Source organism: Cribrihabitans marinus (assembly GCF_900109035.1).
Lineage (GTDB): Bacteria > Pseudomonadota > Alphaproteobacteria > Rhodobacterales > Rhodobacteraceae > Cribrihabitans > Cribrihabitans marinus.
The window spans coordinates 1-26,519 of record NZ_FNYD01000017.1; the positions used below are offsets into that span (position 1 = coordinate 1).

29 protein-coding genes and 1 tRNA gene are annotated in these 26,519 nt (G+C 66.4%); 16 read left to right on the forward strand and 14 right to left on the reverse strand.

The features are described 5' to 3' along the window. Window positions 1–94 precede the first annotated feature (94 nt). From BMX57_RS19225 to fabI, 4 genes are read right to left on the reverse strand one after another with little or no spacing between them, the layout of a single operon-like run. Window positions 95–1,264: an aminotransferase gene (locus BMX57_RS19225; RefSeq protein ID WP_092371256.1), complete on the reverse strand. Its 1,170-nt coding sequence runs from the start codon at window positions 1,262–1,264 to the stop codon at window positions 95–97. A gap of 12 nt (window positions 1,265–1,276) precedes the next feature. Then, window positions 1,277–1,780 (reverse strand): xanthine phosphoribosyltransferase, encoded by a 504-nt coding sequence (gene gpt, locus BMX57_RS19230; protein ID WP_092371258.1) that lies wholly within the window; start codon window positions 1,778–1,780, stop codon window positions 1,277–1,279. Between the two features lie 16 nt (window positions 1,781–1,796). Beyond that, entirely contained in the window at window positions 1,797–2,405 is a 609-nt protein-coding gene (locus BMX57_RS19235) for a LysE family translocator (RefSeq protein ID WP_092371260.1), read from the reverse strand. A 5-nt stretch (window positions 2,406–2,410) separates the two neighbouring features. After that, the gene (gene fabI / locus BMX57_RS19240; RefSeq protein WP_092371262.1) at window positions 2,411–3,217 is read right to left on the reverse strand and encodes an enoyl-ACP reductase FabI; all 807 of its coding nucleotides are present in this window, start codon (window positions 3,215–3,217) and stop codon (window positions 2,411–2,413) included. Between the two features lie 143 nt (window positions 3,218–3,360). On the opposite strand from fabI, the gene pdxH reads away from it, so the two are divergent. The 4 genes from pdxH to BMX57_RS19260 all read left to right on the forward strand — a co-directional run bounded on the left by pdxH (window position 3,361) and on the right by BMX57_RS19260 (window position 5,221). Continuing rightward, window positions 3,361–3,966: a pyridoxamine 5'-phosphate oxidase gene (gene pdxH / locus BMX57_RS19245; protein ID WP_092371264.1), complete on the forward strand. Its 606-nt coding sequence runs from the start codon at window positions 3,361–3,363 to the stop codon at window positions 3,964–3,966. A 121-nt stretch (window positions 3,967–4,087) separates the two neighbouring features. Continuing rightward, window positions 4,088–4,621, forward strand: coding sequence for a cold-shock protein (locus BMX57_RS19250; protein ID WP_092371352.1), 534 nt, complete (start codon window positions 4,088–4,090; stop codon window positions 4,619–4,621). Window positions 4,622–4,633: 12 nt separating this feature from the next. After that, window positions 4,634–5,101, forward strand: a complete 468-nt coding sequence (locus BMX57_RS19255; protein ID WP_092371266.1) for a DUF192 domain-containing protein — start codon at window positions 4,634–4,636, stop codon at window positions 5,099–5,101. 43 nt (window positions 5,102–5,144) lie between these two features. After that, window positions 5,145–5,221: transfer RNA gene (locus BMX57_RS19260), tRNA-Pro, on the forward strand. 9 nt (window positions 5,222–5,230) lie between these two features. Here BMX57_RS19260 and BMX57_RS19265 read toward each other — a convergent pair. Next, on the reverse strand, window positions 5,231–5,617 hold the full coding sequence (locus BMX57_RS19265) for a hypothetical protein (protein WP_143057961.1): 387 nt from the start codon (window positions 5,615–5,617) through the stop codon (window positions 5,231–5,233). 596 nt (window positions 5,618–6,213) lie between these two features. On the opposite strand from BMX57_RS19265, the gene BMX57_RS19270 reads away from it, so the two are divergent. The 3 genes from BMX57_RS19270 to BMX57_RS19275 all read left to right on the forward strand — a co-directional run bounded on the left by BMX57_RS19270 (window position 6,214) and on the right by BMX57_RS19275 (window position 10,886). Then, window positions 6,214–9,846 carry a vitamin B12-dependent ribonucleotide reductase gene (locus BMX57_RS19270; RefSeq protein ID WP_092371270.1) on the forward strand — a complete coding sequence of 1,211 codons (3,633 nt, stop codon included), beginning with the start codon at window positions 6,214–6,216 and terminating at the stop codon, window positions 9,844–9,846. Between the two features lie 12 nt (window positions 9,847–9,858). Then, a complete protein-coding gene (locus tag BMX57_RS20520; RefSeq protein ID WP_143057962.1) occupies window positions 9,859–10,122 on the forward strand; it encodes a hypothetical protein in 264 nt (87 codons plus the stop codon). A 518-nt stretch (window positions 10,123–10,640) separates the two neighbouring features. Then, on the forward strand, window positions 10,641–10,886 hold the full coding sequence (locus BMX57_RS19275; protein ID WP_092371272.1) for an EF-hand domain-containing protein: 246 nt from the start codon (window positions 10,641–10,643) through the stop codon (window positions 10,884–10,886). A gap of 127 nt (window positions 10,887–11,013) precedes the next feature. Here BMX57_RS19275 and BMX57_RS19280 read toward each other — a convergent pair whose 3' ends face one another. Beyond that, window positions 11,014–12,561 carry a trimethylamine methyltransferase family protein gene (locus tag BMX57_RS19280; protein WP_092371274.1) on the reverse strand — a complete coding sequence of 516 codons (1,548 nt, stop codon included), beginning with the start codon at window positions 12,559–12,561 and terminating at the stop codon, window positions 11,014–11,016. Window positions 12,562–12,919: 358 nt separating this feature from the next. Here BMX57_RS19280 and BMX57_RS19285 point away from each other — a divergent pair, with 358 nt between their 5' ends. After that, window positions 12,920–13,498 carry an outer membrane protein gene (locus BMX57_RS19285; protein ID WP_092371276.1) on the forward strand — a complete coding sequence of 193 codons (579 nt, stop codon included), beginning with the start codon at window positions 12,920–12,922 and terminating at the stop codon, window positions 13,496–13,498. A 39-nt stretch (window positions 13,499–13,537) separates the two neighbouring features. Here the strand turns inward: BMX57_RS19285 and BMX57_RS19290 are convergent, their stop codons facing one another. Next, entirely contained in the window at window positions 13,538–13,888 is a 351-nt protein-coding gene (locus BMX57_RS19290) for an MmcQ/YjbR family DNA-binding protein (RefSeq protein ID WP_092371278.1), read from the reverse strand. 220 nt (window positions 13,889–14,108) lie between these two features. On the opposite strand from BMX57_RS19290, the gene cysS reads away from it, so the two are divergent. Genes cysS through BMX57_RS19305 form a run of 3 tightly spaced genes read left to right on the forward strand, consistent with a single transcriptional unit; the run spans window position 14,109 to window position 17,911 of the window. Continuing rightward, entirely contained in the window at window positions 14,109–15,479 is a 1,371-nt protein-coding gene (gene cysS / locus BMX57_RS19295; protein WP_092371280.1) for a cysteine--tRNA ligase, read from the forward strand. 28 nt (window positions 15,480–15,507) lie between these two features. After that, window positions 15,508–17,145, forward strand: a complete 1,638-nt coding sequence (cimA, locus tag BMX57_RS19300) for a citramalate synthase (protein ID WP_092371282.1) — start codon at window positions 15,508–15,510, stop codon at window positions 17,143–17,145. Continuing rightward, complete coding sequence (locus tag BMX57_RS19305) at window positions 17,135–17,911, forward strand: squalene/phytoene synthase family protein (RefSeq protein ID WP_092371284.1); 777 nt, start codon at window positions 17,135–17,137, stop codon at window positions 17,909–17,911. Before cimA ends, BMX57_RS19305 begins: the two co-directional genes overlap by 11 nt. A 3-nt stretch (window positions 17,912–17,914) precedes the next feature. Here the strand turns inward: BMX57_RS19305 and BMX57_RS19310 are convergent, their stop codons facing one another. After that, complete coding sequence (locus tag BMX57_RS19310) at window positions 17,915–19,141, reverse strand: MFS transporter (RefSeq protein WP_092371286.1); 1,227 nt, start codon at window positions 19,139–19,141, stop codon at window positions 17,915–17,917. A gap of 100 nt (window positions 19,142–19,241) precedes the next feature. Here BMX57_RS19310 and BMX57_RS19315 point away from each other — a divergent pair, with 100 nt between their 5' ends. The 3 genes from BMX57_RS19315 (at window position 19,242) to BMX57_RS19325 (ending at window position 20,942) form a co-directional block, all read left to right on the forward strand. Continuing rightward, on the forward strand, window positions 19,242–19,874 hold the full coding sequence (locus BMX57_RS19315) for a DNA-3-methyladenine glycosylase family protein (RefSeq protein WP_092371288.1): 633 nt from the start codon (window positions 19,242–19,244) through the stop codon (window positions 19,872–19,874). Further along, window positions 19,871–20,536 (forward strand): alpha/beta hydrolase, encoded by a 666-nt coding sequence (locus tag BMX57_RS19320; protein ID WP_092371290.1) that lies wholly within the window; start codon window positions 19,871–19,873, stop codon window positions 20,534–20,536. Before BMX57_RS19315 ends, BMX57_RS19320 begins: the two co-directional genes overlap by 4 nt. 106 nt (window positions 20,537–20,642) lie before the next feature. Further along, the gene (locus tag BMX57_RS19325) at window positions 20,643–20,942 is read left to right on the forward strand and encodes a putative quinol monooxygenase (RefSeq protein ID WP_092371292.1); all 300 of its coding nucleotides are present in this window, start codon (window positions 20,643–20,645) and stop codon (window positions 20,940–20,942) included. On the opposite strand, the gene BMX57_RS19330 is transcribed toward BMX57_RS19325, so the two are convergent. Together BMX57_RS19330 and BMX57_RS19335 are read right to left on the reverse strand one after the other, a co-directional pair. Beyond that, entirely contained in the window at window positions 20,939–21,382 is a 444-nt protein-coding gene (locus BMX57_RS19330) for a VOC family protein (RefSeq protein ID WP_092371294.1), read from the reverse strand. The genes BMX57_RS19325 and BMX57_RS19330 overlap by 4 nt on opposite strands. Window positions 21,383–21,394: 12 nt before the next feature. Next, entirely contained in the window at window positions 21,395–21,970 is a 576-nt protein-coding gene (locus BMX57_RS19335) for a pseudouridine synthase (protein ID WP_092371296.1), read from the reverse strand. Between the two features lie 208 nt (window positions 21,971–22,178). Here BMX57_RS19335 and BMX57_RS19340 point away from each other — a divergent pair, with 208 nt between their 5' ends. Further along, window positions 22,179–22,763, forward strand: a complete 585-nt coding sequence (locus tag BMX57_RS19340; protein ID WP_092371298.1) for an HNH endonuclease — start codon at window positions 22,179–22,181, stop codon at window positions 22,761–22,763. A gap of 114 nt (window positions 22,764–22,877) precedes the next feature. Here BMX57_RS19340 and BMX57_RS19345 read toward each other — a convergent pair whose 3' ends face one another. Both BMX57_RS19345 and rocF read right to left on the reverse strand, forming a co-directional pair. Continuing rightward, a complete protein-coding gene (locus BMX57_RS19345) occupies window positions 22,878–23,921 on the reverse strand; it encodes an ornithine cyclodeaminase (RefSeq protein ID WP_092371300.1) in 1,044 nt (347 codons plus the stop codon). A gap of 68 nt (window positions 23,922–23,989) precedes the next feature. Beyond that, window positions 23,990–24,916 carry an arginase gene (gene rocF / locus BMX57_RS19350; protein ID WP_092371302.1) on the reverse strand — a complete coding sequence of 309 codons (927 nt, stop codon included), beginning with the start codon at window positions 24,914–24,916 and terminating at the stop codon, window positions 23,990–23,992. A 110-nt stretch (window positions 24,917–25,026) separates the two neighbouring features. Between rocF and BMX57_RS19355 the strand changes: the two genes are divergently transcribed. Beyond that, window positions 25,027–25,452: an Lrp/AsnC family transcriptional regulator gene (locus tag BMX57_RS19355; protein ID WP_092371355.1), complete on the forward strand. Its 426-nt coding sequence runs from the start codon at window positions 25,027–25,029 to the stop codon at window positions 25,450–25,452. Window positions 25,453–25,458: 6 nt separating this feature from the next. Here BMX57_RS19355 and BMX57_RS19360 read toward each other — a convergent pair whose 3' ends face one another. Both BMX57_RS19360 and BMX57_RS19365 read right to left on the reverse strand, forming a co-directional pair. Further along, window positions 25,459–25,923 (reverse strand): disulfide bond formation protein B, encoded by a 465-nt coding sequence (locus BMX57_RS19360; protein ID WP_092371305.1) that lies wholly within the window; start codon window positions 25,921–25,923, stop codon window positions 25,459–25,461. Further along, entirely contained in the window at window positions 25,920–26,498 is a 579-nt protein-coding gene (locus BMX57_RS19365; protein WP_092371308.1) for a YqaA family protein, read from the reverse strand. The genes BMX57_RS19360 and BMX57_RS19365 overlap by 4 nt, the downstream gene beginning before the upstream one ends. Window positions 26,499–26,519 lie beyond the last annotated feature (21 nt).

Genomic DNA, 26,519 nt, shown 5'->3' on the forward strand with positions numbered 1-26,519 from the left:
GCCCAGAACCTTGATGTCCATCAGATGCTCCTCTCTCCACCTATGCCCGCCACGGTAGCAGCGGGTTGGTGGGAAGGCAGTTCATCCCATTAGCTCAGATGGAAAGCGCCTGCAGGCGCTTGAAAAGCGTGCCGATCCCGGTCGGATCGAGATTGGCGAAGGCCACCCGCAGCTGCCGCGCGCCGGCGGGGTCCGAGGCTGGCATGAACATGGTTCCCGGCAGCAGCAGGATGCCCGCCTCGGCCACCAGGTGCCGCGCCAGATCGTCCGAGCGCATGTCGAACGGATGCTCGAGATAGGCGAAATAGGCGCCCAGCCCCAGCAGCCGCCACCCGCGCGCCTCCAGCTTCGGCATTTCCCGGAGAATGGCCGCCCGGCGGTCCAGGATCTCGGCTCGTTCGCCGGCCAGCCATTGGCCCAGGTTGCGTATCCCCCACAGCGCCGCGTGCTGTCCGATCTGACCGGGGCATATCGCAACCGTGTCGAGAAACTTCTCGATCTGAGCCAAGCGGGCAGGGCTGGTGGCCATCGCGCCGACCCGGTGGCCGGTCAGCCGATAGGCCTTGGAGAACGAATAAAGATGCACCAGCGTCTCGTCCCAGCCAGGGCGCGAAAAGAGGTCGTGCGGCGGGCCGCTCCGGCTGTCGAAATCGCGATAGGTTTCATCGACGATCAGCGCCAGGCCGCGGTCCCGGGCCAGGTCGAAAAGGGCCGCCACCAGTTCGGCGGGATATTCGACGCCGCCGGGATTGTTCGGGGTGACCAGGGTGATCGCGCGGGTGCGTTCGGTAATCAGCGCCGCGGCCCGGTCCGGATCGGGCAGCAGGCCGGGGCCGGTGGCCAGCGGCACGGCCCGCACGCCGCTCATGTCCAGCCACATCTTGTGATTGAAATACCACGGGGTCGGCAGGATCACCTCGTCGCCCTCGCCGGTCAGGGCCGATAAGGCCGCGGCAAAGGCCTGGTTGCATCCCGAGGTGATCGCAATCCGGCCCGGATCCATGTCGGCGCAATAGTGCTCGGAGATTTCGGTCGCCAGCGCCGCCCGCAGCTCGGGGTTGCCCAGAACCGGTCCGTAGAGATGTGCGGCATCCTCGGTCAGCGCGAACTCGGCGATGGCCCGTCGCAGCCCGTCGGGCGGCGGATCCACCGGCGCGGCCTGGCTGACATTGATCAACGGCCGGTCGGGCGGAAAGCTCACGCCCTCCAGCCAGCGCCGTGCTTCCATCACCGGGGGTGCGAAGGTCTGTGCCGTGCGTGTCATGGCGCGGGCGCTTCAGTCGGTGCCGCGATAGGGCTCGACATATTGCAGCGCCATGTCCCAGGGAAAGAAGATCCAGGTGTCCTGGCTGACCTCGGTGATGAAAGTGTCGACCATCGGGTTGCCCTTGGGCTTGGCATAGACGGTGGCGAAATGCGCCTTGGGATACATGGCGCGCACCAGTTCCAGGGTCTTGCCGCTGTCGACCAGGTCATCGACGATCAGGATGCCGGTGCCGTCGCCCATCATCTCGGCATTCGGCGCCTTGAGGACCTCGGCCTCGCCCTGCGACTGGTGGTGATAGGACTTGACGCTGATCGTGTCGACGGTGCGGATGTCCAGCTCGCGCGCGACGATCATCGCCGGCGCCATGCCGCCGCGGGTGATCGCCACCACGGCCCGCCAGCCGCCATCGTCGGGGCCATGACCGTCCAGCCGCCAGGCCAGCGCGCGCGAGTCGCGGTGGATCTGGTCCCAGCTTATGTGAAATCCCTTCTCGTGGGGCAGGCGGTCGGTCATGTCGGCATATCCTTCGTTATTGTCGGCTGATCAGCAGGCGCAGGCCCAAAATCCCCAGAACCCCGGCGGCGATGCGGTCGAACAACGGTTTCATGCGCAGGTATCCATTGCGCGCGGGCCCGGTGGCCAGCAGCAGGGCAAAACCGGAATAGGCGATCCATTCGACCAGCAGGTGGTTGAGCACGATCAGCGCCTTTTCCCCCGGCGCCAGGTCCGGCGGGAAGATCACCAGAAGCACGGCCGAGGCAAAAAGCACGGATTTGGGATTTCCGAGGTTGACCAGGAACCCGGTGCGAAAGGCCCGGCCGCGCGGCACGGCCACGGCGTCGCCCACCGGCCGGCGCGCATCGCGCCACATGCCCCAGGCGATCCACAGCAGGTAGCCGGCCCCGGCCAGCTTGATCGCGGCATAGGCCCAGGGCACCAGTGCGAACACCGCCTCCATTCCCAGCAACGCCAGCATCGTCCAGAGCGCGGCCATCAGCCCCAGCCCCAGTCCGGTGGCGATCCCGGCGGCGGCGCCGGAGACCAGCGACGTGCGCAAGGCAAGCAGCAGCGCAGGGCCCGGCGAGGCCAACGCCGCCAGCAGCGTCAGGTTGAAGGCGAGGAGGTGCTCCCAGCCCATCGCGCTCAGTGCTTCTCGATATCCGGCGCGTCCACGGCCTTCATCCCGACGATGTGATAGCCCGAATCCACGTGCAGGGTCTCACCCGTCACGCCCGAGCTGAGATCGCTCAGCAGATAGAGTGCCGATTTGCCCACGTCATCGGTGGTCACGTTGCGGCGCAGCGGCGAGTTGAACTCGTTCCATTTCATGATGTAGCGGAAATCGCCGATGCCGCTGGCCGCCAGCGTCTTGATCGGGCCGGCCGAGATGGCGTTGACGCGGATGCCGTCCTTGCCCAGGTCCTCGGCCATGTATTTCACCGACGCCTCCAGCGCCGCCTTGGCCACGCCCATCACGTTGTAATGCGGCATCACCTGTTCGGCGCCGTAATAGGTGAGGGTGAGGGCGCTGCCGCCTTCGCCCATCATCTTCTCGGCGCGTTGCATGACGGCGGTGAAGGAATAGACCGATATGTCCATGGTGAGCGAGAAGTTGCCCCGGCTGGTGTCCACATAGCGGCCGCGCAATTCGTTCTTGTCGGAGAACCCGATGGCGTGGACCACGAAATCCAGCTCGCCCCAGGTCTCGGCCAGCGCGGCGAACAGGGCATCGAGCGAGTCCTCGTCACCGACGTCGCAGGGCAGGACGATCTGGCTGCCCAGCTGCGCGGCCAGCGGATCCACCCGCCGTTTCAGCGCCTCACCCTGGTAGGAAAAGGCCAGTTCGGCCCCGGCGTCGGCCAGGGACCGGGCGATACCCCAGGCAATGGACTTGTCGTTGGCGAGGCCCATGATGAGGCCGCGTTTTCCGGCCATCAACGCATTTGACATATTCGGTTCTCCGCCTGTCGTCCCGTTCCTGTTCAGGTGGTTTAGGCGATTGCCGTGAAGGCATCAAGGCCGGGAGACGCGCACCCTTGCGGCGTGTCCCGCTTGCGCCTAACGTCCGGCCGTCAACGGCACGAGGGCAGGGCATGAGCGACAGGGACGGCATATTCGCAGGCGGCGACCCGTTCGAGATCGCCCGCCGTTGGCTGGCCGAGGCCGAGGCGACCGAACCCAACGACCCAAACGCCATCGCGCTCTCCACCGTCGATTCGAGCGGCCTTCCGAATGCGCGGATGGTGCTGCTCAAGGAGATCGAGGCCGACGCCTTCGTGTTCTACACCAACTATGAAAGCGTGAAGGCGCAGGAAATCGAAGGCGCCGGCAAGGCTGCTTTCGTGATGCACTGGAAATCGCTGCGGCGTCAGATCCGCGTGCGGGGCACGGTCAGCCGCGAGGAGGGCCCGCAGGCCGATGCCTACTACGCCTCGCGCTCGCTCAAGAGCCGGCTCGGGGCCTGGGCCTCGGCCCAGTCGCGCCCGTTATCGAGCCGGACGGCCCTGATGGCCGAAGTGGCCAAACTGACCTCAAAGCTCGGCACCAATCCGCCGCGTCCGCCGTTCTGGGGCGGGTATCGGATCAACCCCAGTGAGATTGAGTTCTGGGCCGACGGCGCCTTCCGGTTGCACGACCGGTTTCGCTGGACTCGGGCCGAGGGCGGCGATGGATGGCAAATTTCGCGTCTGAATCCCTGAATTCCACGTGACGCGAAATGCAACCTCTTGATTTCAAGTCGTGTTTTTTGCTTGAACTTTTGTTGTAAAATCTTGCACACCAAGAGGATAGTTTACGATAACATTCCCGTTGGGACATCCGGTGGCAGAAGACTTGACGGAAATGCAGCATGTGAAGGGCCGCGTGAAGTGGTTCGACCCTTCCAAGGGTTACGGGTTCGTCGTTGCGGCTGCGGGCGGCCCGGATATTCTGTTGCATGTTAACGTCTTGCGTAACTTCGGTCAAAGCTCCGTCGCCGATGGCGCCGAGATCGAGATTGTGACCAACCGGACCGACCGCGGCGTGCAGGCGGTGGAGGTGGTCAGCATTGCGCCGCCCGAGCGCGCCGATACCGGTGTGCTTGCCGATTTCGCCGAACTCGACCCGGAAACCATCCGTGCCGCGCCAATGGAACCGGCCCGAGTCAAGTGGTTCGACAAGGGCAAGGGCTTCGGTTTTGCCAACGTGTTCGGTCGCAGCGAGGATGTCTTTCTTCATATCGAGGTGCTGCGCCAGTCCGGGCTTGCCGACCTGCAGCCCGGCGAGGCGCTTGCGATGCGCGTGATCGAGGGCAAGCGCGGCCGGATGGCCGCTGAGGTGCTGGCCTGGGAAGCGGCGCTTTCGCTCAAGACCTGAAGGGTGATGTGTATGCGTGCGTTGTTTCTCGCCTGTCTGCTCTGGGTCGCAGTGTCGGGTGCGGCACGCGCGGGAGAATGCAGCCCCGATATAGTGACCCTGCGCACCGACCAGGGTGTTCTGCAATTCTCGGTCGAACTTGCCGACACGCCGCAAGAGCGGTCGCGCGGCCTGATGTTCCGCGAAGACTTGCCGAAATGGGCCGGCATGCTCTTTGTCTACGAGCGTCCGCAGCCCGCAAGCTTCTGGATGAAGAACACGCTTATCCCGCTGGATATGCTGTTTGCGGACCGGACGGGGCGCGTCACCCGTGTTCATCACCGCGCTGTGCCCGGCGACCTGACCCCGATCGACGGGGGGCGGGAGGTCTTTGCGGTGCTGGAAATCAACGGGGGATTGGCCGAGGAGCTGGGCTTGGACCCGGGGGCGGTGATGCGTCATCCGGCGTTCGCGGGCGGGCCCGCGGCCTGGCCCTGTTAGGGCTTTTCGAATCCTTTGCGCCCCGCTAGGAAGGCGCACGGTCCGGGGCGTGGCGCAGTCTGGTAGCGCACCTGTTTTGGGTACAGGGGGTCGTGAGTTCGAATCTCGCCGCCCCGACCAGTTTTCCTACTACATCGGCTCCCCGCCCGCGGCGCGGTAGAGACGGTTGATCTGGCGGGTGATCCGCGGATCCGACGGCGCGATGCGCCGGGCCAGGCCGGTCCGCTGCGGGACGTTCAGGAACAGTTCGGAATCCACCCGGTAACCCGGCGCGTCCTCGCTGGCGAGAAACCGGATCACCAGCTGCGGCAGGTCCTGCGGATAGCCGTCATATTCCACGATCGCGGCCGCGGTGGCGGCCGGGGCCATGAATTCGCGGCATTCCAGCGCGCCGGTGCTCAACTCGCGGAACTCGCGCGCGGGCCCGATGCAGGACGCCTCGAACGCCTCGAGGAATCGCGTCGGCGGGTCTTCGAACCGGGCCGAAGGCGCCACCGGCCCAACATCTTGTGCCACGCATCCGCCAAGCAGGAATATCATCAATGCGGATCCCCGGACGGGCATGACAGCAACCCTTTCGGCCTTGGTGCGCTCTTTCGGTGACGGTAGGACAAACCGCGCGGGGCGGCGAGGCGCGATTTGCCGCTACCGCCGGTTGTGGCCATTCAGGCGCAGGCCGACAGGCCGATTTCCCCGCGCCGCCCGGAAAACCCTGATGCGGCCGGCATTTGGCGGCACAAGGGCAGGGCGCAACCCACGGGCGACCATGTGGAGGAATCGGAACGCAGCGCCCTGCGCCCCGCGATCCCCCGCAGGTCAACAAAAAAGAGTTCCCGAAATTTGAAATTTTGCGTTGACCAATTGGGTGAACATACGCCAGATTGTGTGGACCGACCGCGCCGACACTAAATCTGGTAGGCAATGCCAGAAATCGGGGCGCAGGGACAGATGACAACCTGACATGATGGACGGGGCTTGCCGCGTCTTCTTGGCCGGTGCGCATGGCGCGGCGGCATGGGATCTGTCCGGTCGGACAGCCCGGCGCGGCCGGGAAGGGAATGCGGGGCCACGCCCCGGCTAGGGACGGATCGAAAAGCTCAGGGGCGGCGACCATGAAGATCGAAAGAAAGTTCACCACGGCAGGTCAGGATGCATATGCGGACCTGGATTTCGTTTCGGCGACGTCCGAGATCCGCAATCCTGACGGCACCATCGTCTTCCGACTGGAAGGTATCGAGGTGCCCGCGACGTGGAGCCAGGTCGCCAGCGACGTGATCGCGCAGAAATACTTCCGCAAGGCCGGCGTGCCGGCGCGGCTGAAGAAGGTGCGCGAAAAGGACGTGCCGGAGTTCCTGTGGCGGTCGGTCCCCGACGGCGACGATGTCGAGATGGGGGGCGAGACCTCTTCGAAGCAGGTGTTCGACCGACTGGCCGGCGCCTGGGCCTATTGGGGCTGGAAAGGTGGCTATTTCACCACCGAAGAGGACGCGCGCGCCTATTTCGACGAGATGCGCTATATGCTCGCCACCCAGCGCGCCGCGCCCAACAGCCCGCAATGGTTCAACACCGGCCTGCACTGGGCCTATGGCATCGACGGGCCGGCGCAGGGGCACCACTATGTCGATTACAAGACCGGCAAGCTGACCAAGTCCAAATCCGCCTATGAACATCCGCAGCCGCATGCCTGCTTCATCCAGGGGGTGCAGGACGACCTGGTGAATGACGGCGGCATCATGGACCTGTGGGTGCGCGAGGCGCGGCTGTTCAAGTATGGCAGCGGAACCGGTACCAATTTCAGCCACTTGCGCGGCGAAGGTGAAGCATTGTCCGGCGGCGGCAAGTCGTCGGGCCTGATGGGCTTTCTGAAGATCGGGGATCGTGCCGCCGGCGCGATCAAATCAGGCGGGACAACCCGTCGGGCAGCGAAGATGGTGATCGTTGATGCCGATCACCCCGATATCGAGCAATTCATCCAGTGGAAGGTGCTCGAAGAGCAGAAGGTGGCCTCGATCGTTGCCGGATCGAAGATGCACGAGAAGATGCTGAACGGTATTTTCGAGGCCATCCGCACCTGGGACGGAGGCGAGGCGGATGCCTATGACCCGAAGGTCAACGAGGCGCTGAAGGGCGCGATCCGCGAGGCCAAGAAGGTCGCGATCCCGGAGACCTATATCAAGCGCGTGCTGGACTATGCCAGGCAGGGCCATACCAGCATCGAGTTTCCGACCTATGATACCGACTGGGATTCCGAGGCCTACAACTCGGTCTCGGGGCAAAATTCGAACAATTCCATCCGCGTCACCAACGCGTTCCTGCGCGCGGTGGAAAAGGACGCCGACTGGGAGCTGGTCAACCGCGTGAACGGCAAGGTCGCCAAGACCGTCAAGGCGCGAGACCTGTGGGAAAAGGTCGGCCACGCCGCCTGGGCCTGTGCCGATCCCGGCATCCAGTATCACGACACGGTCAACGAGTGGCACACCTGCCCGGCGGATGGCGAGATCCGCGGCTCGAACCCGTGTTCCGAGTATATGTTCCTCGACGACACCGCCTGCAACCTGGCCTCGATGAACCTGCTGACCTTCCTCAAGGATGGCGAGTTCCAGGCCGAGGATTACATGCACGCCACCCGGCTGTGGACGCTGACGCTGGAGATCAGCGTGATGATGGCGCAGTTCCCGTCCAAGGAAATCGCGCAGCTTTCCTATGACTTCCGCACGCTGGGTTTGGGCTATGCCAATATCGGCGGGCTGCTGATGAACATGGGCTATTCCTATGACAGCGACGAGGGGCGGGCGATCTGCGGGGCGCTGACCGCGATCATGACCGGCGTGTCCTATGCCACCTCGGCCGAGGTCGCCGGCGAGCTTGGCCCCTTTGCCGCCTACGAGCGCAATGCCGAGCACATGCTGCGGGTGATCCGCAACCACCGCGCCGCCGCGCAGGGCAAGGCCAACGGTTATGAGAAGCTGAGCGTGAAGCCGGTGCCGCTGGATCACGCCAACTGCCCCGATGCGCGCCTGGTCGAACTGGCGATGACCGCCTGGGACGAGGCGCTGTCCCTGGGCGAGAAGAACGGTTACCGCAACGCGCAGGCCACGGTGATTGCACCCACCGGCACGATCGGCCTGGTGATGGATTGCGACACCACAGGGATCGAGCCCGATTTCGCTCTGGTGAAGTTCAAGAAGCTGGCCGGCGGCGGCTATTTCAAGATCATCAACCGTTCGGTTCCCGCCGCGCTCGAGAAGCAGGGCTATTCCAGCGCGCAGATCGAAGAGATCGTGTCCTATGCCGTGGGTCACGGGACCATCGGCAACGCGCCGGGGATCAACCACACCTCGCTCACCGGGCACGGGTTCGGCCCGAACGAGCTGGCCAAGGTGGATGCGGCACTTGGCTCGGCCTTCGACATCCGCTTCGTCTTCAACCAGTGGACGCTGGGCGAGGAGTTCTGCACGCAGGTTCTGGGCATCCCCGGCGACAAGCTGAACGATCCCACCTTCGACCTGCTGCGGCACCTGGGCTTCTCCAAGGCCGATATCGATGCGGCCAACGATCATGTCTGCGGGACCATGACCCTGGAAGGCGCGCCGCATCTGAAGGAAGAGCACTATTCGATCTTCGATTGTGCCAATCCCTGCGGCAAGCGCGGCAAGCGGTTCCTCAGCGTGGACAGCCACATCACCATGATGGCGGCGGCGCAGAGCTTCATCTCGGGCGCGATCAGCAAGACGATCAACATGCCCAATGACGCCACCATCGAGGATTGCCAGAAGGCGTATGAACTCAGCTGGTCGCTGGGCGTCAAGGCCAACGCGCTCTACCGCGACGGCTCCAAGCTGAGCCAGCCGCTGGCCGCCGCCCTGGTCGAGGATGACGACGACGCGGCCGAGATCCTGGAAAGCGGCACGCCGCAGGAACGGGCCGCGGTGCTGGCCGAGAAGGTCATCGAGAAGGTCGTGGTCAAGGAGATCGTGCGCTCGCATCGCGAGAAGATGCCGGAACGCCGCAAGGGCTATACCCAGAAGGCGATCGTCGGCGGGCACAAGGTCTATCTGCGCACCGGCGAATACGGCGACGGGCAGCTGGGCGAGATCTTCATCGACATGCACAAGGAAGGCGCCGGCTTCCGCGCGATGATGAACAACTTCGCCATCGCGGTCTCGGTCGGCCTGCAATACGGCGTACCGCTGGAGGAGTTCGTCGACGCCTTCACCTTCACCAAGTTCGAACCGGCGGGGATGGTCCAGGGCAACGACTCGATCAAGAATGCCACTTCGATCCTCGACTACATCTTCCGGGAACTGGCGGTCAGCTATCTCGACCGCACAGACCTGGCGCATGTGAAGCCCGAGGGTGCCAGCTTCGACGATCTGGGCCGGGGCGAGGAAGAGGGCGTGTCCAACGTCTCCCAGCCCAGCGACACCGCCGCCACGCGGTCGCTGGAGGTGCTCAAGCAGATCAGTTCGACGGGCTATCTGCGCAAGCGCCTGCCGCAGGAGTTGGTGGTGTTCAACGGTGGACAGGCGGTGCCGACCGGGATGTCCGAGGCAGCGGTGACATTCGAAACCAAAAGCCAGACCACCGTCGTCGCCGAGACGGCCACCGGGATGGACGCCCGCACCAAGGCCAAGATGCAGGGTTATGAGGGCGACCCCTGCGGCGAATGCGGAAACTACACGCTGGTGCGCAACGGCACCTGTATGAAGTGCAACACCTGCGGATCCACGAGCGGGTGCAGCTGAGGAGAGACGAAAATGATGGTTCCAGGGCACTTCAGAATTGATGACGCAGTATACCCTTTCAGCTTCGAGTTGGTTGGTGACAGCGGATTGCTGGTTCCGCCCGTCAAGTTCTTGGCTCAAAACAAGAATAAAGCTCATCGAATTTCTGTCGTGCTTGATGCCGAAGGCGTGAACGCGTCCCCGGCTCAATATATGGATGGATTGCTGCCGGACGGTCGATCTAAAGATACCGCGCGTGTGCCAGTGAGCTTCCATATTCAAAGGCGGGAAGGCTAACCAGATCGCGTCCCGAACGGGGCGTGTAGGGGCCGGGGAGTGTCTTCTGGACGCCGGCCCCGACGAAACCAGAGGGAGATCGGTGATTTCCCGCAGCTACGGGGTGGGACGGAATATCAGTCCTCCCACTCTCATCCGGGGCGGGTGCGCTCGCCCCTGCGACGTCCAGGCCGCAGGCAAAAAAACACCGGGCGGTCAACGAACTGAGCCTGGACGGCGAAACTGGGGGGCTTCGGCCCCCCACTTTTTTTGTTCCATCGAGTCGGCGAAATAGACCTTGCCGCCCGTGCATCGGCGAGGAGTTGCCGGAAACACCGACTCGCGTCAGAGGAGAGCCGCCCACCCATGCGCGGCATGTCGCCAATCGCAAGGAGCCGCCCAGCCCCGCGGCGATTCTGGCAGGCTTTGGCGCGTTTTACGCCCACCGGCTCAAGGAGGATGACGGGGCCGCGAGAATGCCCATGTTGGTCCTGTCCGACGCGATCGGACGATCAAAAAACGAAACAGGAGTTCTCGTAATGAAACCGCAAAACCTCACCGCAGTGGCCGCTCTGATCATTGGCATCCCCGCGCTGGCGATGGCCCAGGGTTCGGCCGACGCGAACGGCGACGGCATGCTGACCATCGACGAGGTGCAAGCGGCCTTTCCCGAAGTGACCGCGGATGCCTTCGCGGCCATGGACGTGAACGCCGACGGTGCGCTGGACGAGGAAGAAATCACCGCCGCGCAGGAAGCCGGCCTGATGCCGAGCACCGAGGGTTGATCTGATCTCCCCCAGGGTGCGGATTCCGCTCACGGAACCGCACCTGCCCCGGGAAGGGGCGTGAAGCCGGACACGGACATTCCGGCGGCGCGGCGGCTGTGCAAGGGCATGGCCGCCGCGAGCCGTTTCAGCCCGGCGGCAGGTGGATGGCGAACCGCGACCGGATCGCAGCGTCGGTGATCGGGTCGAACCGGGCGCTGGCGCGCTCGGCCAGGATCTCGACCTTGCGCGCGGTGGCCCGCTCGATCAGGTCGGGCCGGCCGCGCTCCTGCCATTCCTTGGGCGAACTGCGGTCGCCGAGCGCGGGATAGACGTGATCGGACTGCATCCGGCCCAGCGTCTGCTCGGTGCCCAGGTAGTGACCGCTGCCACCCAGGCAGACCTGCCGCATCTGCTCCAGCGCCAGCGTGTCGTCGCTTACCTCGATCCCGCGCACGCAACGCAGGGCCTGGCCGATCAGGTCGTCGCCCAGGATCAGCGACTCGTGGCAAAATCCCAGCAGCGAGGCGTGCATGCCGGCGGCCTCGTAGACCATGTTCAGCCCCGACAGGCCCGCCATCACGTTCGAGCACATCTGCTCCCAGCCCGCCTGCATGTCCGGCAGCTTGCTGTCGGCGATCCCGGCCGCCGCGCCGCCCGGCAGGTCGTAGAACCGGTGCATCTGCGCGCATCCGGCCGTCAGCAGCGCCTGTTCGCCCGACCCGCCGGTCATCGCGCCGGTGCGCAGGTCGAGGCCGAAGGGCCAGGTGCCGAACACCGCCGGATGACCCGGCTGCATCACGTTGACATAGACCAGCCCGGCCAGGCATTCGGCCACCGCCTGCACGATGGCCCCCGCGATGGTCGAGGGCGCGGTCGCCCCGGCCATGCCGGCCGACAAGAGCAGAACAGGCATCCCGCCGCGAATACATTCCTCCATGACCAGGCAGGCCTCGGTGGCGAATTTCATCGGCGGGACGACGAAGCAGTTGCTGTTGCCAAGGAACGGCCGCGCGCGCCACTTGTCCTCGCCACCCGCGATCAGGTGCAGCATTTCCAGCGCGTCGGCCACATAGGCCGGGTCGGTGAACGAGGTGCCCACATGCTTGGTGGTGCCGGCGCAGCAGGCATAGATCGTGTTCAGGTCCATCTCGCGGTTGTCGGCGATGTCGCGGGCGACCATCGGGCGTTGCAGGAAATGGATGTTGTCCAGCTGGTCGGCGATGCGGGCGGCGTCGTGCAGATCCTGCAAGGTGCTTTCGCGGTAGTCGCGGGTCCCGACATCGACCATGTGGACGGCGGCGCCTGCGGTGCCGTAATGGACCCGTGTGCCGGACAGGTCCAGATCATGCGCACCGTCGCGGCTGCACAGCGTGACCGCGCGGTTGGCCTTGGCCAGCATGTCCTCGACCAGCGCGCGGGGAAAGCGCAGCCGCCCATCCTCGCCCAGAAGGCACCCCGCTGCGGTCAGCATGGCGACGCCGCTGGGCGGCGCATCCGCCAGGCCGATCTGTTCCAGCGCGTCCAGCGCGGTGTGATGGATGCGCTCGACCTCGGGCTGGCTGAGCGGGGCATACTGGCCGCCGGTCAGTCCCGGTCGCACCGGGCGCAGGTGATCGGGCAGGGCGGTGGCGCGGGCGGCGCGGCGCGCGGCACGGCCGCCACTGCGCAGGGAAAGGCTGGGCTGAGGAGTCATCTGGGATCTCGATCTTTCAGGGATTCGGACAAGGGCGTGTGAAATGCGCCTCAGGGCCGCCCGCGTGCCGCCAGCCCACGCTCCGCACCGATGGTGCGGCAGACGATCGAGATCTTGCATTCATCACGCTGCATGGGCGCTCCTGACATTTGAAACCAGAGTGAACGCAAAAATCCGCCTGTCTGTTCCATTTGCGACCTGCGCTCTCGGCATGTTTTTGCTGCAACGCAGCGCGTTTCGGCCATTCCATGCCGCCACCCCGCCCGCGCCGGTCGCGGGGGCTGGAAACCCGCGCGCCGGATCCATTTGTAGGTCCAGCGGGCGCGACATGGCGCCCCGAACGACAGGAGAAGTCAAAATGACCCGTATCATTTCCACGGCCGCCATCGTTGCGGCGCTGAGCAGTCCCGCATTTGCCGGAAACGTGTCCGAACCCGTCATCGAGCCGGCACCGGTCGCCCCGGCGCCCGCCCCGAACCTGGGGGGCGACTGGACCGGTGCGTATATCGGTGGCCAGATCGGCCAACTGGACGTCGAGCCCGAAGGCGCCCCGGACGGTGACGATGTCGCCTATGGTGTGCATGGCGGCTACAACTACGATTTCGGCCGCTTCGTGCTGGGTGGCGAAGTCGATTATGACGCCACCGACCTGGACCTGGGCGGCGCGGCCAGCGTCGATTCCGTGCTGCGCGGCAAGCTGAAAGCAGGCTACGATTTCGGCCAGGTTCTGGCCTATGTCACCGGCGGTGCGGCGCGGGCCGACACCTCGCTGGGCGACGAGACCGGCGAGTTCTACGGCCTCGGCGTGTCCTACCAGGTGACCGACCAGTGGATCGTCGGCGCCGAGTTGCTGGAACACCAGTTCGACGACATCGGCGGCAGCGGCATCGACGCCGACGCCCGGTCGGCCTCGGTCCGGGCCTCGTTCCGGTTCTGATCGAACGGTTGGGCGGTGCGGCCGGGCTGGCCGCGCCGCCTATCCGCCCTCGCGCGGGGGCAGGGCGGCCTGTGCCTTTTTCGTCAGACCGCCGCGCACGATGTCATAGGACATCCCGAGCCGGTGGTGCAGTTCCTCCGGATCGGCCTCCCAAGGCAGCTTGATCCAGCTGCGGTGGAAATAGGGTGCGCGCCGACCGACGCCTGCCTCGATCAGCATCGCGGCGGTCTCGACATCGGGGGTCTTGACCGACACACCGTCATCGACGGTGCCGACGCAGGCGAACATCTTGCCGCCCACCTTCCAGGCATCATGGCCACCGCCCCAGGGGTCCGAGACCTCGGCGCCGGGGAAGTCCTTGCAGATGTCGTTCACGAGATCGCGGGTCATGGGGTAGAGGATGCGCCCGCCGGCCCTTGCAATCAAGGCTTGGCGCAATCCGCCGCCCGTGCTATCCCGTGTCCCATGAACCGGGTGATCCGCATCATTATCTGCTGCATTCCCTGCTGAGTTTTTCTCGCGGGCCGGTTTGTTGTCGTTTCTTTCCTGAAGACAAGTTGCTAAGCCCGCGGCGTCGCGCAGGGCATTCACGCGTCTTGAGGAATTGAACATGACCACGATCAGGCTTTTCAACACGGCCACCCGCAGCAAGACGGATTTCGCGCCGCTCGATCCCGACAATGTGCGCATGTATGTCTGCGGGCCCACCGTCTATGACCGCGCCCATATCGGAAATGCCCGCCCGGTGATCGTGTTCGACATTCTGTTCCGGCTGCTGCGCCATGTCCATGGCGCGGAAAACGTGACCTATGTGCGCAACTTCACCGACGTGGACGACAAGATCAACGCGCGCGCCGCCGAAAGCGGGCGCAGCATCGGCGAGATCACTGCCGAGACCACGCAATGGTATCTCGACGACATGGGCGCGCTGGGATCGCTGCAGCCCACGCATATGCCGCGCGCCACCGCCTATATCGCGCAGATGGTCGAGATGATCGGCGTGCTGATCGACAAGGGCCATGCCTATGAGGCCGAGGGGCATGTCCTGTTCGCGGTGGACAGCTGGCGCGCGGACTACGGCAAGCTGTCGGGCCGGTCGGTGGACGACATGATCGCAGGCGCAAGGGTCGAGGTGGCGCCCTACAAGCGCAACCCGATGGATTTCGTGCTGTGGAAACCCTCGGATGCCGACCTGCCGGGCTGGGACAGCCCCTGGGGACGCGGGCGGCCGGGCTGGCATATCGAATGCTCGGCGATGGCGCATGAGCTGCTGGGCGAGACCTTCGACATCCATGGCGGCGGCAACGACCTGCTGTTCCCGCACCACGAGAACGAGATCGCCCAGAGCCGCTGCGCCCACCCCGAGGGCGGTTTCGCCCGGGTCTGGATGCACAACGAGATGCTGCAGGTCGAGGGCCGCAAGATGTCCAAGAGCCTGGGCAATTTCTTCACCGTGCATGACCTGCTGGAGCAGGGCGTGCCGGGCGAGGTGATCCGGTTCGTGTTCCTGCAGACCCACTACCGCAAGCCGATGGACTGGACCGCGCAGAAGGCGCGCGAGGCCGAGGCGGTGCTGCGCAAATGGCGCGCCCTGAGCGAGGGCGTTTCGCCCGCCGATGCGCCCGTCGCGTCGGTTCTGGAGGCCCTGGCGGACGATCTGAACACCGCCGGCGCGATTGCCGAACTGCACGGTCTGGTGGCAGAGGGCAAGGCGGCCGAGTTGCTGGCCTCGGCGCAGCTTCTGGGTCTGCTGACGCCTGAGATGGGTGCCTGGGCGGATGTCTCGGCGCTGGACCTCGACGCTCATGCCGAGAGGTTGGAGGAAGCGCGGATGGCGGCGATGGACAACCGCGACTTCACCGAGGTCGACCGGCTCAAGGCGCTCTACATGGCCGCCGGGCTTGAGGTGCGCATGTCCAAATCCGGTGTCGAGCTGGTGCCGGGTCCGGGCTTCGACGCCAAGAAGCTGGAGGCGCTGTGATGGGCGGGGCAGGCAGAGGGCTGGTGCAATGAGTTCGGAACGTCTCTATCTCTACGACACGACGCTGCGCGACGGACAGCAGACGCAGGGTGTGCAGTTCTCGACCGCCGAGAAGGTCCGTATCGCGGAGGCGCTGGACGCGCTGGGGGTGGATTACATCGAGGGCGGCTGGCCCGGCGCCAACCCCACCGACAGCGCGTTTTTCGACGCGAGCCCCGAGACCCGCGCGCGGTTGACCGCCTTCGGCATGACCAAGCGGGCCGGGCGGTCGGCCGACAATGACGAGGTTCTGGCGGCAGTGATGAATGCCGGGACCGGGACGGTCTGCCTGGTGGGCAAGACGCATGACTATCACGTGCATCACGCGCTTGGCGTCGCGCTGGAGGAGAACACCGAGAACGTGCGCGCCTCGATCGCGCATGTGGTGGCGCAGGGGCGCGAGGCCCTGTTCGATGCCGAGCATTTCTTTGACGGCTACCGCGACAACCCGGACTATGCGCTGGAGGTCTGCCGCGCGGCGCTGGAGGCCGGAGCGCGCTGGATCGTGCTGTGTGACACCAATGGCGGCACGCTGGCGGGCGAGGTCGGCCGGATCGTGGGCGAGGTGATCGCCGCGGGCATCCCCGGCGACCGGCTGGGCATCCACACCCATAACGACACCGAGCAGGCAGTAGCCGGGTCGCTGGCGGCGGTCGAGGCCGGCGCGCGGCAGATCCAGGGTACGCTGAACGGGCTGGGCGAACGCTGCGGCAACGCAAACCTCACCTCGCTGATCCCGACGCTGCTGCTCAAGGAGCGCTATGCCGAGCGGTTCGAGACCGGCGTAAGCCTCGAGGCCTTGGCCGGGCTCACGCGAACCAGCCGGATGCTGGACGAGATCCTCAACCGTGTGCCGATGAAACAGGCGCCTTACGTGGGCGCCTCTGCCTTCGCCCACAAGGCGGGGCTGCATGCCAGCGCGATCCTCAAGGATCCCGCGACCTATGAGCATGTCGATCCCGCCACGGTCGGCAACACGCGCATCATCCCGATGTCGAACCAGGCCGGCCAGTCCAACCTGCGCAACCGCCTGGCCGAGGCCGGGCTGGAGGTCGAGCCCGGCGACCCGGCGCTCGGCCGGATCCTTGAGCGGGTCAAGGCGCGCGAGACCGAGGGTTATTCCTATGACACCGCGCAGGCCAGTTTCGAACTGCTGGCGCGCGAGGAACTGGGCCGTCTGCCCGAGTTCTTCGAGGTCAAGCGCTACAAGGTCACGATCGAGCGCCGCAAGAACAAGCGCAATCGCATGGTCAGCCTGTCCGAGGCGGTCGTCGTGGTGAAGGTCGATGGCGAGAAGCGCCTGTCGGTCAGCGAATCCTTCGACGAGTTGGGCGAGGATCGCGGCCCGGTCAATGCGCTGGCCCGGGCGCTCGCCAAGGATCTGGGCCAGTATTCCGGCCTGCTGGCCGACATGCGTCTGGTGGACTTCAAGGTGCGCATCACCCAGGGCGGCACCGAGGCGGTCACCCGCGTCATCATCGACAGCGAGGACGGCAAGGGCCGCCGCTGGTCCACCGTGGGTGTCAGCGCCAACATCGTCGACGCCTCGTTCGAGGCGCTGACCGACGCGATCAAGTGGAAGCTGATCCGCGATTGCGGAGCGCCGCACGGCCGCAATGGCGTTTGACGCCGACCTGACCGCCTGCGCCGACCTGGTGCGCCGGGCCGACCCCGACCGGTTCTTGGCCGCGATGGCCGCCCCTGTGGCGGCGCGGCGGGTGCTGTTCCCGCTCTATGCGCTGAATGTCGAGGTCTCGCGCGCGCCCTGGGTCACGCAGGAGCCGATGATCGCCGAGATGCGGCTGCAATGGTGGCGCGACGCGCTGGCCGAGATCGCCGCCGGCGACGCGGTGCGGCGGCACGAGGTGGTCACGCCGCTGGCCGATGTGCTGAGCCCGGAGATGGCCGCCGGGCTGGACGAGTTTGTCGCGGTCCGGCGCTGGGACATCTACCGCGATCCGTTCGAGGATGCCGAACATTTCGAGCGCTATATCGACCACAGCTTGGGCAGCATTGCCTGGGCCGCGGCGCGGGCCCTGGGCGCGGCGGACGAGGCGGTGGTGCGCGACGCGGCCTGGGCCTCGGGCGTGGCCAGCTGGCTGCGGGCGATCCCGGACCTGGAGGCGCGCGGCCGGGTGCCGCTGCTGGACGGCACGGCGGACGGGGTTAGGGCGCTGGCGCAGGATGCGCTGGACCGTCTGGCGCGGGCGCGGGCCGGGCGCGCCAGGGTTCCGGCCCCGGCGCGGCCGGCGCTGTTCTTTGCCTGGCAGGCCGAAACCGTCCTGAAACAGGCCCGCACCGCGCCCGGCCGGGTGGCCGAAGGAAGCCTTGGCACCAGCGAGTTCCGCCGTCGCACCAGCCTGATGTGGCGGGCCGCAACCGGGCGCTGGTAGGCGTCAGGCCGGTCTTTCGTCGCCCGGGCGCAGCAGCAGCCAGATCAGCGCGCCGCCGGCAAGCACCAGGAACGGCGCCATTGCCAGGTTCACCGCGGTCCAGCCCTCGACCGCCGAGCCGCCCGAGCAGTTCATCAACCCGCCCGAGGCCAGCGAGGCAAAGGTCACGCCGCCGAAGACCAGCAAGTCGTTGAGCCCCTGCATCCGGCCGCGCTCATGCGGGGCGTGGGCTGCGGCCAGCATCGAAGTGGCCCCGATGAAGCCGAAATTCCAGCCCAGCCCCAGCAGGATCAGCGCGAGAAAGAAATTGTCCAGCTCCACCCCCTGAAGCGCGACCGAGCCGGCGCCCGCCAGGATCAGCAGCCCCAGCGCCACGATCTTCTCGGCACCGAACCGCGCGATCAGGTGGCCGGTAAAGAAGCTGGGCACATACATCGCCAGCACATGGCTGGTCACCACGTCGGCGGCATTGCCCTGGGTAAAGCCGCAGCCCACCACCGCCAGCGGCGTGGAGGTCATAACCAGGTTCATCAGCGCATAGGAGACCATCGCGCAGATCACCGCCACCGCGATATGGGGCGTTGTGATCAGTTCCCATCGTGTGCGCCCGCGCGGGCTGTCCTCGGCGGGCGGCGGTGGCTTCGGTATGTCAAGGAACAGGAACAGCGACGATCCCACAACGTTCAACGCGATGATCGCCAGGTAGGTGCCCAGAAAGGGGATCACGAAGGCCTGGCTGGTCGCCTTGACCAGCTGCGGGCCGATCACGGCGGCGGCCAGCCCGCCGGCCATCACGTAGGAGATCGCCTTGGGCCGGAACGTGTCCGAGGCGGTGTCGGCGGCGGCGAAGCGGTAGAAACCATGCGCGCTCATGTAGATGCCGGTCAGGAAACTGCCGGCCAGGAAGATCGGAAACGAGGCGTGGTAAAGGCCATAGGCGCCTACGACGCCCCCCAAGGCCCCGGCCGAGGTGCCGACGACAAAGCCCGTGCGCCGGCCCCATTTCTGCATGATCGCCGAGATCGGCGTGGCCGCCAGCATCGAGCCCAGCACGATCAGCGAGATCGGCAGCGTTGCAAGGCAGGCGTTGCCCGCCAGCGATTGCCCGGCAAGCCCGCCCACGGTGAAGATCATCGGCATCTGCGCGCCCAGGATCGCCTGCGCGGCCACCAGAACGGCCACGTTGCGCCGGGCGCGGCCATCATCGGAATAGGCGGCGGCAGTCGTCATGACGCATGCGTATTATTGAATTCGGTGCGGCACAAGCGGCTTGATCCGACGCGCCGGGCGGCTAGGGTGCGCCGGCGGGCAGAAGGGCAGGAAGGCGCTGATGAGTGTGGGACGCATAATCGAAGGCGACAGTTGCGTGGCCGAGGGCGCGGCGTGGCTCAGTGCCCAATGCCCGCGCATGGCCCATGCCATCGACCTGTGCGCGCCGCTGCCCCTGCGGCGCAAGCCCGACGGGTTCGCCGAACTGCTCAGCGCCATCGTCAGCCAGCAGGTCAGCGTCGCCTCGGCGCGGGCGATCTGGGGCCGGATGGCGGCGGCGGGGCTGACCAGTCCGGAGCGGGTGGCCACGGCCACTGAGGACGATCTGCGCGCCGCCGGGCTGAGCCGGCAGAAGATCCGCTATGCACGGGCGCTGGCGGCGGCGGGGATCGACTATGCCGGGCTGCGCGAGCTGCCCACCGAAACGGTAGTGACTCGTCTGACCGAAGTGCCGGGGATCGGCGTCTGGACCGCCGAGATCTATGCCATGTTCAGCCTCGGCCGAGCGGATGTCTTCGCCCCGGGCGACCTGGCGCTGCAGGAGGCGGCGCGGCTGCTTTATGACCTGCCGGAACGGCCGCGCGACAAGGCGCTGCGCGACATGGCGGCGGCCTGGTCGCCCTGGCGATCGGTTGCGGCCCGCGCGCTCTGGGCCTATTACCGCGTGGCCAAGGACAGGGAAGGAATTGCATGACACGGGTATTGAACGCGGGCCGCAAGGCGCCCCAATCCGGCACCACGCGCTCGGTCGTGGTGTTCCTGCACGGTTATGGCGCCAACGGGGCCGACCTGCTGGGGCTGGCCGATCCGCTGGCCGAACACCTGCCCGATACGCTCTTCGTGGCGCCCGACGCGCCCGAGGCCTGCGCCGGGGCGCCGATGGGGTTCCAGTGGTTCCCGATCCCCTGGATCGATGGCTCGTCGGAAGAGGAGGCGATGCGCGGCATGGCCGCGGCGATCGACGACCTGAACGCGTTTCTCGACGCGCTGATGGTGGACGAGGATGTGCTGCCCGAACAGGTGGTACTGTTCGGCTTCAGCCAGGGCACGATGATGGCCCTGCATGTCGCGCCCCGGCGCGAGGATGCGGTCGCGGGCATCGTGGCCATCTCGGGCCGCCTGCTGGAGCCCGACCTGCTGGCCGACGAGGCGGTGAGCCGGATGCCCGTGCTGCTGGTGCATGGCGACAGCGATGACGTGGTGCCGCCGCAATCGCTGCCCGAGGCCGCCGACGGCCTGCAGAAGGCAGGATTCAAGGAGGTCTATGCCCATGTCATGAAGGGCACCGGCCACGGCATCGCGCCCGACGGGCTGAGCGTGGCGCTGGCCTTCATGCGCGACAAGCTGAGCCTTTGATGGCGGTGGCCGTCCGGGCCATGGCTGCGCGCCACATGCCGCGGGTCGGCGGCGCGTCATTGCGCTGAATACGCAAAACCTTCGATCCGATGCAGGGAGACGCCAAATGCTGATCGTGACCGGAACCATCGAGCTGGACGAGGACAGCGTTGCGCCGGCGCGCGAAGCGGCCCGCGTGATGATGGAAGAGACGCGCCGCGAAGACGGATGCCTCACCTATGAGTTCGCCCAAGTGATCGGCACCGAGACCCGGTTCCGCATCTACGAGGAATGGCGGGACCGGGCCGCACTCGAGGCGCATTTCGCCACCCCGCACATGGCGACGTTCCGCGCTGCTCTGGCCGGGCTCAATGTGGTGTCGCGGCGCCTGGTGACGATCAGCGACGGCCGCATCGAACCACTCTAGCCCGGTTTCAGGTCGTCCCAAAGCCAGCTTTCGGCGAACTCCACCGAGTTGCCGGCCGGATCGCGCACATAGAGCGACCGCGCTCCGTTCGGCCAGTCGAAGGCGGTGTCGATGGTGACGTTGGCCCGGGTCAGCCGCGTCTGCATCGCTGCTATTCCCTCGCGGTCCAGCGTCAGGCAGACATGGCCCGGCCCGCGCGCGCCATGCGGCGGCACCGGCATGCGCGGGTTTCCGGGCGGTGCCTCGGTCTCGTCGGGGTTGAAGACCAGCAGAACCGAGGCGCCCACGGCAAAGAACACGTGGCGGTTGCCGACCCGCTGGATCCTGGGCAGGCCCAGAAGCTCGCCATAGAACACTTCAGCGAGATCCAGGTCATCGGCATAGACTGCGGCTTCGAGAACGGCGTTGGGAATGGGGGCAGGGGGCAGATCGTCTGTCATGCGGCCAGACTATCAACGCCGGTGCGGCCTGTCAGGGGGGGGCAGGGCCTCCCAGCGGCCCGGGGCCAGCCCGTCCAGCGTCCAGTCGCCGATGCGCGCCCGGATCAGGCGCAGCGTGGGATGGCCCACCGCGGCGGTCATCCGCCTGACCTGACGGTTGCGCCCCTCGCGCAGGGTCAATGCGATCCAGCAATCGGGCACCGACTTGCGCACCCGGATCGGCGGGTCGCGCGGCCACAGCCCTTCGGGTTCCTCCATGCGACTTGCGCGGGCAGGCCTCGTGCGCCCGTCCTTCAGATCGACGCCCCGCGACAGCGCCTCCAGCGCCGCGGAATCGGGGATGCCTTCGACTTGCACCCAGTAGGTCTTGGGCATCTTGTGGCGCGGATCGGCGATGCGCGCCTGCAGCCGGCCGTCATCGGTCAGCAGCATCAACCCCTCGCTGTCCCGGTCCAGCCGCCCGGCCGGATAGACCCCCGGCAGGTCGATGAAATCCGACAGCGTCCGGCGCGGCCCGCCTGCATACCCCGCGTCGGTGAATTGCGGCAGAACGTCATGGGGTTTGTTGAAGCGGATGAACCAGGCCATGCGCCCGAATAGCGCGCCGGCCTGGGCGCGGCAAGCTGTGGATAACTGTCACGGTTCCGTCACGCGAATATGTGACCGTGGAAGCGAGATGTTGTGGTCACACAATGCTTGCCAGAGGGCAACCACGATATATAGTGAATCGCAGGCTGGGGCGGTCTCCCTGCTCCGGTCGCGGGACCGGGCAGTGCTGTTGAGGAGACAAAAGCAGATGGCGGCGGAGTTCAGAACCGAGTTCGTGCGCGAGCCGGGCGCACTCAGACAGCATCCGGCGCTGGTGCTGAATGCGGATTACCGGCCGCTTTCCTACTATCCCCTGTCGCTCTGGCCCTGGCAGGAGGCGATCAAGGCCGCCTGGCTGGAGCGGGTGGATATCGTGGCCGAATATGACGAGGTTGTACGCAGCCCCAGCACGGTGATCCGCATACCCTCGGTGGTTGTCCTCAAGGATTACGTGAAACCCCAGAAGCGCGTGGCTTTCACGCGCTTCAATCTTTTTCTGCGCGACCAGTTCCATTGCCAGTATTGCGGAAGCCGGGGCGAGCTGACCTTCGACCACGTGGTGCCCCGCGCCGCCGGCGGGGTGACGAGCTGGGAAAACGTGGTGGCCGCCTGTGCGCCCTGCAACCTGCGCAAGGGGTCCAAGTCGTTGCGCCGCGCCGGCATGGCCCTGCGCAAGCCGCCGCGCCGGCCCCAGGCCGAGGAGTTGCGCAATGCCGGCCGCAAGTTCCCGCCCAACCACCTGCATGACAGCTGGATGGATTTCCTCTACTGGGACGCCGAGCTGGAGGCGTAGGCGGCCAGCGGCGCGACGCTTTGTCGATGCATTTCAGCCAGCGCGAAACACCGGCTTTTCCTCTCGCAGCAAATACTTCGGAGCGCGAGGCAGAGCCTCGCAAAGCCCGGCCTGTCAGCTCGCCGAACGCTGCAGCATCCCGAACAGGTCGCGGGGATCGTCCGGGTCCGCCAGCAGGTCGAGCGGGTGGTAGAACTCGGTTCCCGGCAACTGATCGCGGACATAGCGCAGGGCGCTGAAATCCTCGATGGCGAAGCCCACGCTGTCAAAGAGGGTGATCTGCCGGTCGCCGGTGCGGCCCGGTGCGGTGCCGTTGACCACCTGCCACAGCTCGGTCACCGGGTGGTCGGCCTCCAGCTGCTGGATCTCGCCCTCGATCCGGGTTTGCGGCGGATATTCGACGAAGATGTCCGACCGGTGCAGGATCGCCGGCGCCAGTTCCGTCTTGCCGGGGCAGTCGCCGCCGATGGCGTTGATGTGGACACCGGCACCGACCATGTTGTCGGTCAGGATGGTCGCATATTGCTTGTCGGCGGTGCAGGTGGTGATGATCTGCGCGCCCTCCATCGATTCCTCGGCACTGGCGCAGGTCACGACCTCCAACCCCGACCCGGCCAGGTTGCGGGCGGCCTTGCGCGTGGCCTGCGGGTCGGTGTCGTAAAGGCGCACGGTCTTCAGCCCGCAGATCGCCTTCATCGCCAGGCTCTGGAACTCCGACTGCGCGCCGTTGCCGATCATCGCCATGGTGTCGGCTCCCTTGGGCGCCAGGTGCTTGGCCACCATCGCCGAGGTTGCCGCCGTGCGCATCGCCGTGAGCATGGTCATCTCGCTCAGCAGGACCGGATACCCGGTCTCGACCGAGGCCAGCAGGCCGAAGGCGGTCACGGTCTGCAGCCCCTCGCGCGTGTTCTTGGGGTGGCCGTTCACGTATTTGAACCCGTAAAGCTCACCATCCGAGGTGGGCATCAGCTCGATCACGCCGACGTCGGAATGGCTGGCCACACGCGGGGTCTTGTCGAACAGGTCCCAGCGGCGGAAATCGGCCTCGATATACTCCGCGAGCCCGCGCAGCATCTCCTCGACGCCGATGCGATGGATCAGCTGCATCATGTGATCGACCGAGACGAAGGGCACCAGGGCCTTTTCCGAAGGTTTCATGTGTCAGTCCTTTCTTCCAGCGGTCCGGCCGCACCGGGCTGGCCGCAACGCGGCCCACGCCGCCAATGTCACGAATAGCTCTGGGTCGGCCGGTCGAACACGCGCCGCCCCAGCGCCGAGGCGGCCAGGTCGACCATCACCTGCGCCGTGCGCCCGCGCTCGTCGAGAAACGGGTTCAGCTCGACCAGATCCAGCGAGGTCATCAACCCGCTGTCGCAGATCATCTCCATCACCAGGTGCCCCTCGCGGATCGTCGCGCCGCCCGGAACCGTGGTGCCGACCGCGGGCGCGATGGCTGGGTCCAGGAAATCCACGTCCAGCGAGACGTGCAGCAGTCCGTTCTGTGCGGCGACATGCTCCAGGAACGCGGCCAGCGGCCGGGCGATGCCGTTCTCGTCGATCTCGCGCATGTCGTGGAACCGGATCCGCGTCGCCTGCAGCGCCTCGCGCTCGGCGCCATCGACAGAGCGCAGGCCGAGGATGCAGATGTTCTCTTGGGGCACAGGGTTTCCGATCACCGGAAAGCCGGCAAATCCGCCGCGCCCGGTGACGTAGCCCAGCGGCGTGCCGTGCAGGTTGCCCGACCCGGAGGTATCCGGCGTATGGAAATCGCTATGGGCGTCCAGCCACAGCACGAAGAGCGGCCGGCCGGTGCGCGCGGCATGGTTGGCAGCACCCGCCACGCTGCCCAGCGACAGCGCATGATCGCCGCCCAGAAAGATCGGCAGGCCGCGGGGCAGGGCCTCTTCGGCGGCGCGGATCAGCCGGTGGGTCCAGCCGATCGTGCGGTTGGGCTGGTGCAGGCGGCCGGTATCGTCATCGGGCGCATGCGAGGCCGGGGTGAGGTTGCCGATATCCTCGACGCGGTGGCCGAGCGAACCGAGCGCCTGGGCCAGCCCGGCAGTGCGATAGGCGTCGGGGCCCATGAGGCAACCGGTGCGCCGCTTGCCGCTGTCCACAGGTGCGCCGATCAGGATGCAGTGTCGGGGTGTCATGAGAAACCGTCTTGTGAAAACTGGAACATCCAGACTCTGCGCGATTTGCGTTGAATTCCACCCGGCTTTTTGTGCAGATGGGAATGCTATTGGTCAAAATGGGGGCAAGGTTGGACAAAACGGATGAACGGCTGATCGCCGCCCTGCGGCACGACGCGCGCGCCTCGCTGTCGGATCTGGCGCTGCAGCTCAGCCTGTCGCGTACCACCGTCCGGGCGCGGATCGAACGGCTGTTGCAGCGTGGCGAGATCCTGGGGTTCACCGTGGTCCTCAAGGCGGACACGCTGCAGGATCCGGTGCGCGGGATGATGATGATCGGAATCGAGGGGCGCGGCGCCGCGCGGATCACCCGGCAGTTGCAGGGGCTCAAGGAGGTGCGGGCGATCCACTCGACCAACGGGCGCTGGGATCTGATCGTCGAACTGGGTACCGAGACGCTGGAACAGCTCGATCACGCGCTTGCGCGCATCCGCACGATGGACGGGGTGCAGACCAGCGAGACCAACCTGCTGCTGTCGACGAAAAAGGCGACGTGACGCGGCTCAGGCCCGGGCGCGCGCCGCCATCAGCCACAGGCCGGCAAGGCCCAGCGAGATCAGCGCGTTCCAGCCGGCCATCGAGATGCCCAGCATCTCCCACGGGATGTCGTCGCAGCGCACCAGGGGGGCTGCCATGATCTGGTCCATCAGCTCTTCGGCCGACAGCCCGCCGACGGGCCCCGAGGAACAGGTGGACGGCCCCGACCACCATCCCTGTTCGACGCCGGCGTGAAACGCGCCGATGCCCGCCGTCGCCAACGCCGCAAGCGCGCCCAGCAGCGGCAGCGCACGGCCGGGCAGGGCGAGCGCAGCCAGTCCCAGCAGCGCGGCCACCGCGTGGGGATAGCGCTGCCAGTAGCAGAGCTTGCACGGCGCGAGTCCGCCGAGATACTGGAACCCCCAGGCCCCCAGCAGCAGCGCCGCCGAGCCTCCGGCCGCCAATGCAATCCATGTTCGGCGCCTGATCATAGATACCTCACCACGGCAAATCCCCCGATCAGAAGGGCAACGAAGACGCTGAACACCAGGCCCAGCCGCTGCTCGATGAAGCCGCGCACCGGCGCCCCGAAAGCCCAGAGCAGGGCCGCCACGGCGAAGAACCGGATCGCGCGCGCCAGGATCGACGTTGCAATGAAGGTGCCCAGCGGCATGGCGGTCCAGCCGGACATGATGGTGATGACCTTGTAGGGGAAGGGCGTGACGCCCGCGGTCAGCACCGCCCAGAACCCGAAATCGTTGAAACGCGTGTTGAATTCGGCCATCGCGGCCTCCTTGCCCATTGCGGCCAGTATGGGCTGGCCGATGCCCTCATAGAAGAACATGCCGATCGCGTAGCCAAGAAGCCCACCCAGGACCGACGAGACCAGCGCGACCGAGGCGATCAGCCAGGCCCGGCCCGGCGCGGCCAGGATCATCGGGATCATCAGCACGTCGGGGGGAATCGGAAAAACCGAGCTTTCGATGAACGCCACAAGGGCCAGGACCCACAGGGCCCTGGGATGTTCGGCCAGGTCGATCGTCCAGTCGTAGAGCCGTCTCAGCATCGTGTCCGCATATCCGTGCCC

Excerpts from the sequence above, each read along its gene's own strand:
- cimA (WP_092371282.1), top strand. The coding sequence starts at position 15,508 with ATGAGTTCGGAACGTCTCTATCTCTACGACACGACGCTGCGCGACGGA.
- BMX57_RS19305 (WP_092371284.1), top strand. The coding sequence starts at position 17,135 with ATGGCGTTTGACGCCGACCTGACCGCCTGCGCCGACCTGGTGCGCCGG.
- BMX57_RS19280 (WP_092371274.1), bottom strand. The coding sequence starts at position 12,561 with ATGACTCCTCAGCCCAGCCTTTCCCTGCGCAGTGGCGGCCGTGCCGCG.
- BMX57_RS19320 (WP_092371290.1), top strand. The coding sequence starts at position 19,871 with ATGACACGGGTATTGAACGCGGGCCGCAAGGCGCCCCAATCCGGCACC.
- BMX57_RS19325 (WP_092371292.1), top strand. The coding sequence starts at position 20,643 with ATGCTGATCGTGACCGGAACCATCGAGCTGGACGAGGACAGCGTTGCG.
- BMX57_RS19310 (WP_092371286.1), bottom strand. The coding sequence starts at position 19,141 with ATGACGACTGCCGCCGCCTATTCCGATGATGGCCGCGCCCGGCGCAAC.
- fabI (WP_092371262.1), bottom strand. The coding sequence starts at position 3,217 with ATGTCAAATGCGTTGATGGCCGGAAAACGCGGCCTCATCATGGGCCTC.
- BMX57_RS19285 (WP_092371276.1), top strand. The coding sequence starts at position 12,920 with ATGACCCGTATCATTTCCACGGCCGCCATCGTTGCGGCGCTGAGCAGT.
- rocF (WP_092371302.1), bottom strand. The coding sequence starts at position 24,916 with ATGACACCCCGACACTGCATCCTGATCGGCGCACCTGTGGACAGCGGC.
- BMX57_RS19340 (WP_092371298.1), top strand. The coding sequence starts at position 22,179 with ATGGCGGCGGAGTTCAGAACCGAGTTCGTGCGCGAGCCGGGCGCACTC.
- BMX57_RS20520 (WP_143057962.1), top strand. The coding sequence starts at position 9,859 with ATGATGGTTCCAGGGCACTTCAGAATTGATGACGCAGTATACCCTTTC.
- BMX57_RS19335 (WP_092371296.1), bottom strand. The coding sequence starts at position 21,970 with ATGGCCTGGTTCATCCGCTTCAACAAACCCCATGACGTTCTGCCGCAA.
- BMX57_RS19330 (WP_092371294.1), bottom strand. The coding sequence starts at position 21,382 with ATGACAGACGATCTGCCCCCTGCCCCCATTCCCAACGCCGTTCTCGAA.
- BMX57_RS19270 (WP_092371270.1), top strand. The coding sequence starts at position 6,214 with ATGAAGATCGAAAGAAAGTTCACCACGGCAGGTCAGGATGCATATGCG.
- BMX57_RS19365 (WP_092371308.1), bottom strand. The coding sequence starts at position 26,498 with ATGCTGAGACGGCTCTACGACTGGACGATCGACCTGGCCGAACATCCC.
- BMX57_RS19345 (WP_092371300.1), bottom strand. The coding sequence starts at position 23,921 with ATGAAACCTTCGGAAAAGGCCCTGGTGCCCTTCGTCTCGGTCGATCAC.
- BMX57_RS19360 (WP_092371305.1), bottom strand. The coding sequence starts at position 25,923 with ATGATCAGGCGCCGAACATGGATTGCATTGGCGGCCGGAGGCTCGGCG.
- BMX57_RS19255 (WP_092371266.1), top strand. The coding sequence starts at position 4,634 with ATGCGTGCGTTGTTTCTCGCCTGTCTGCTCTGGGTCGCAGTGTCGGGT.
- BMX57_RS19290 (WP_092371278.1), bottom strand. The coding sequence starts at position 13,888 with ATGACCCGCGATCTCGTGAACGACATCTGCAAGGACTTCCCCGGCGCC.
- cysS (WP_092371280.1), top strand. The coding sequence starts at position 14,109 with ATGACCACGATCAGGCTTTTCAACACGGCCACCCGCAGCAAGACGGAT.
- BMX57_RS19225 (WP_092371256.1), bottom strand. The coding sequence starts at position 1,264 with ATGACACGCACGGCACAGACCTTCGCACCCCCGGTGATGGAAGCACGG.
- pdxH (WP_092371264.1), top strand. The coding sequence starts at position 3,361 with ATGAGCGACAGGGACGGCATATTCGCAGGCGGCGACCCGTTCGAGATC.
- gpt (WP_092371258.1), bottom strand. The coding sequence starts at position 1,780 with ATGACCGACCGCCTGCCCCACGAGAAGGGATTTCACATAAGCTGGGAC.
- BMX57_RS19275 (WP_092371272.1), top strand. The coding sequence starts at position 10,641 with ATGAAACCGCAAAACCTCACCGCAGTGGCCGCTCTGATCATTGGCATC.
- BMX57_RS19315 (WP_092371288.1), top strand. The coding sequence starts at position 19,242 with ATGAGTGTGGGACGCATAATCGAAGGCGACAGTTGCGTGGCCGAGGGC.
- BMX57_RS19235 (WP_092371260.1), bottom strand. The coding sequence starts at position 2,405 with ATGGGCTGGGAGCACCTCCTCGCCTTCAACCTGACGCTGCTGGCGGCG.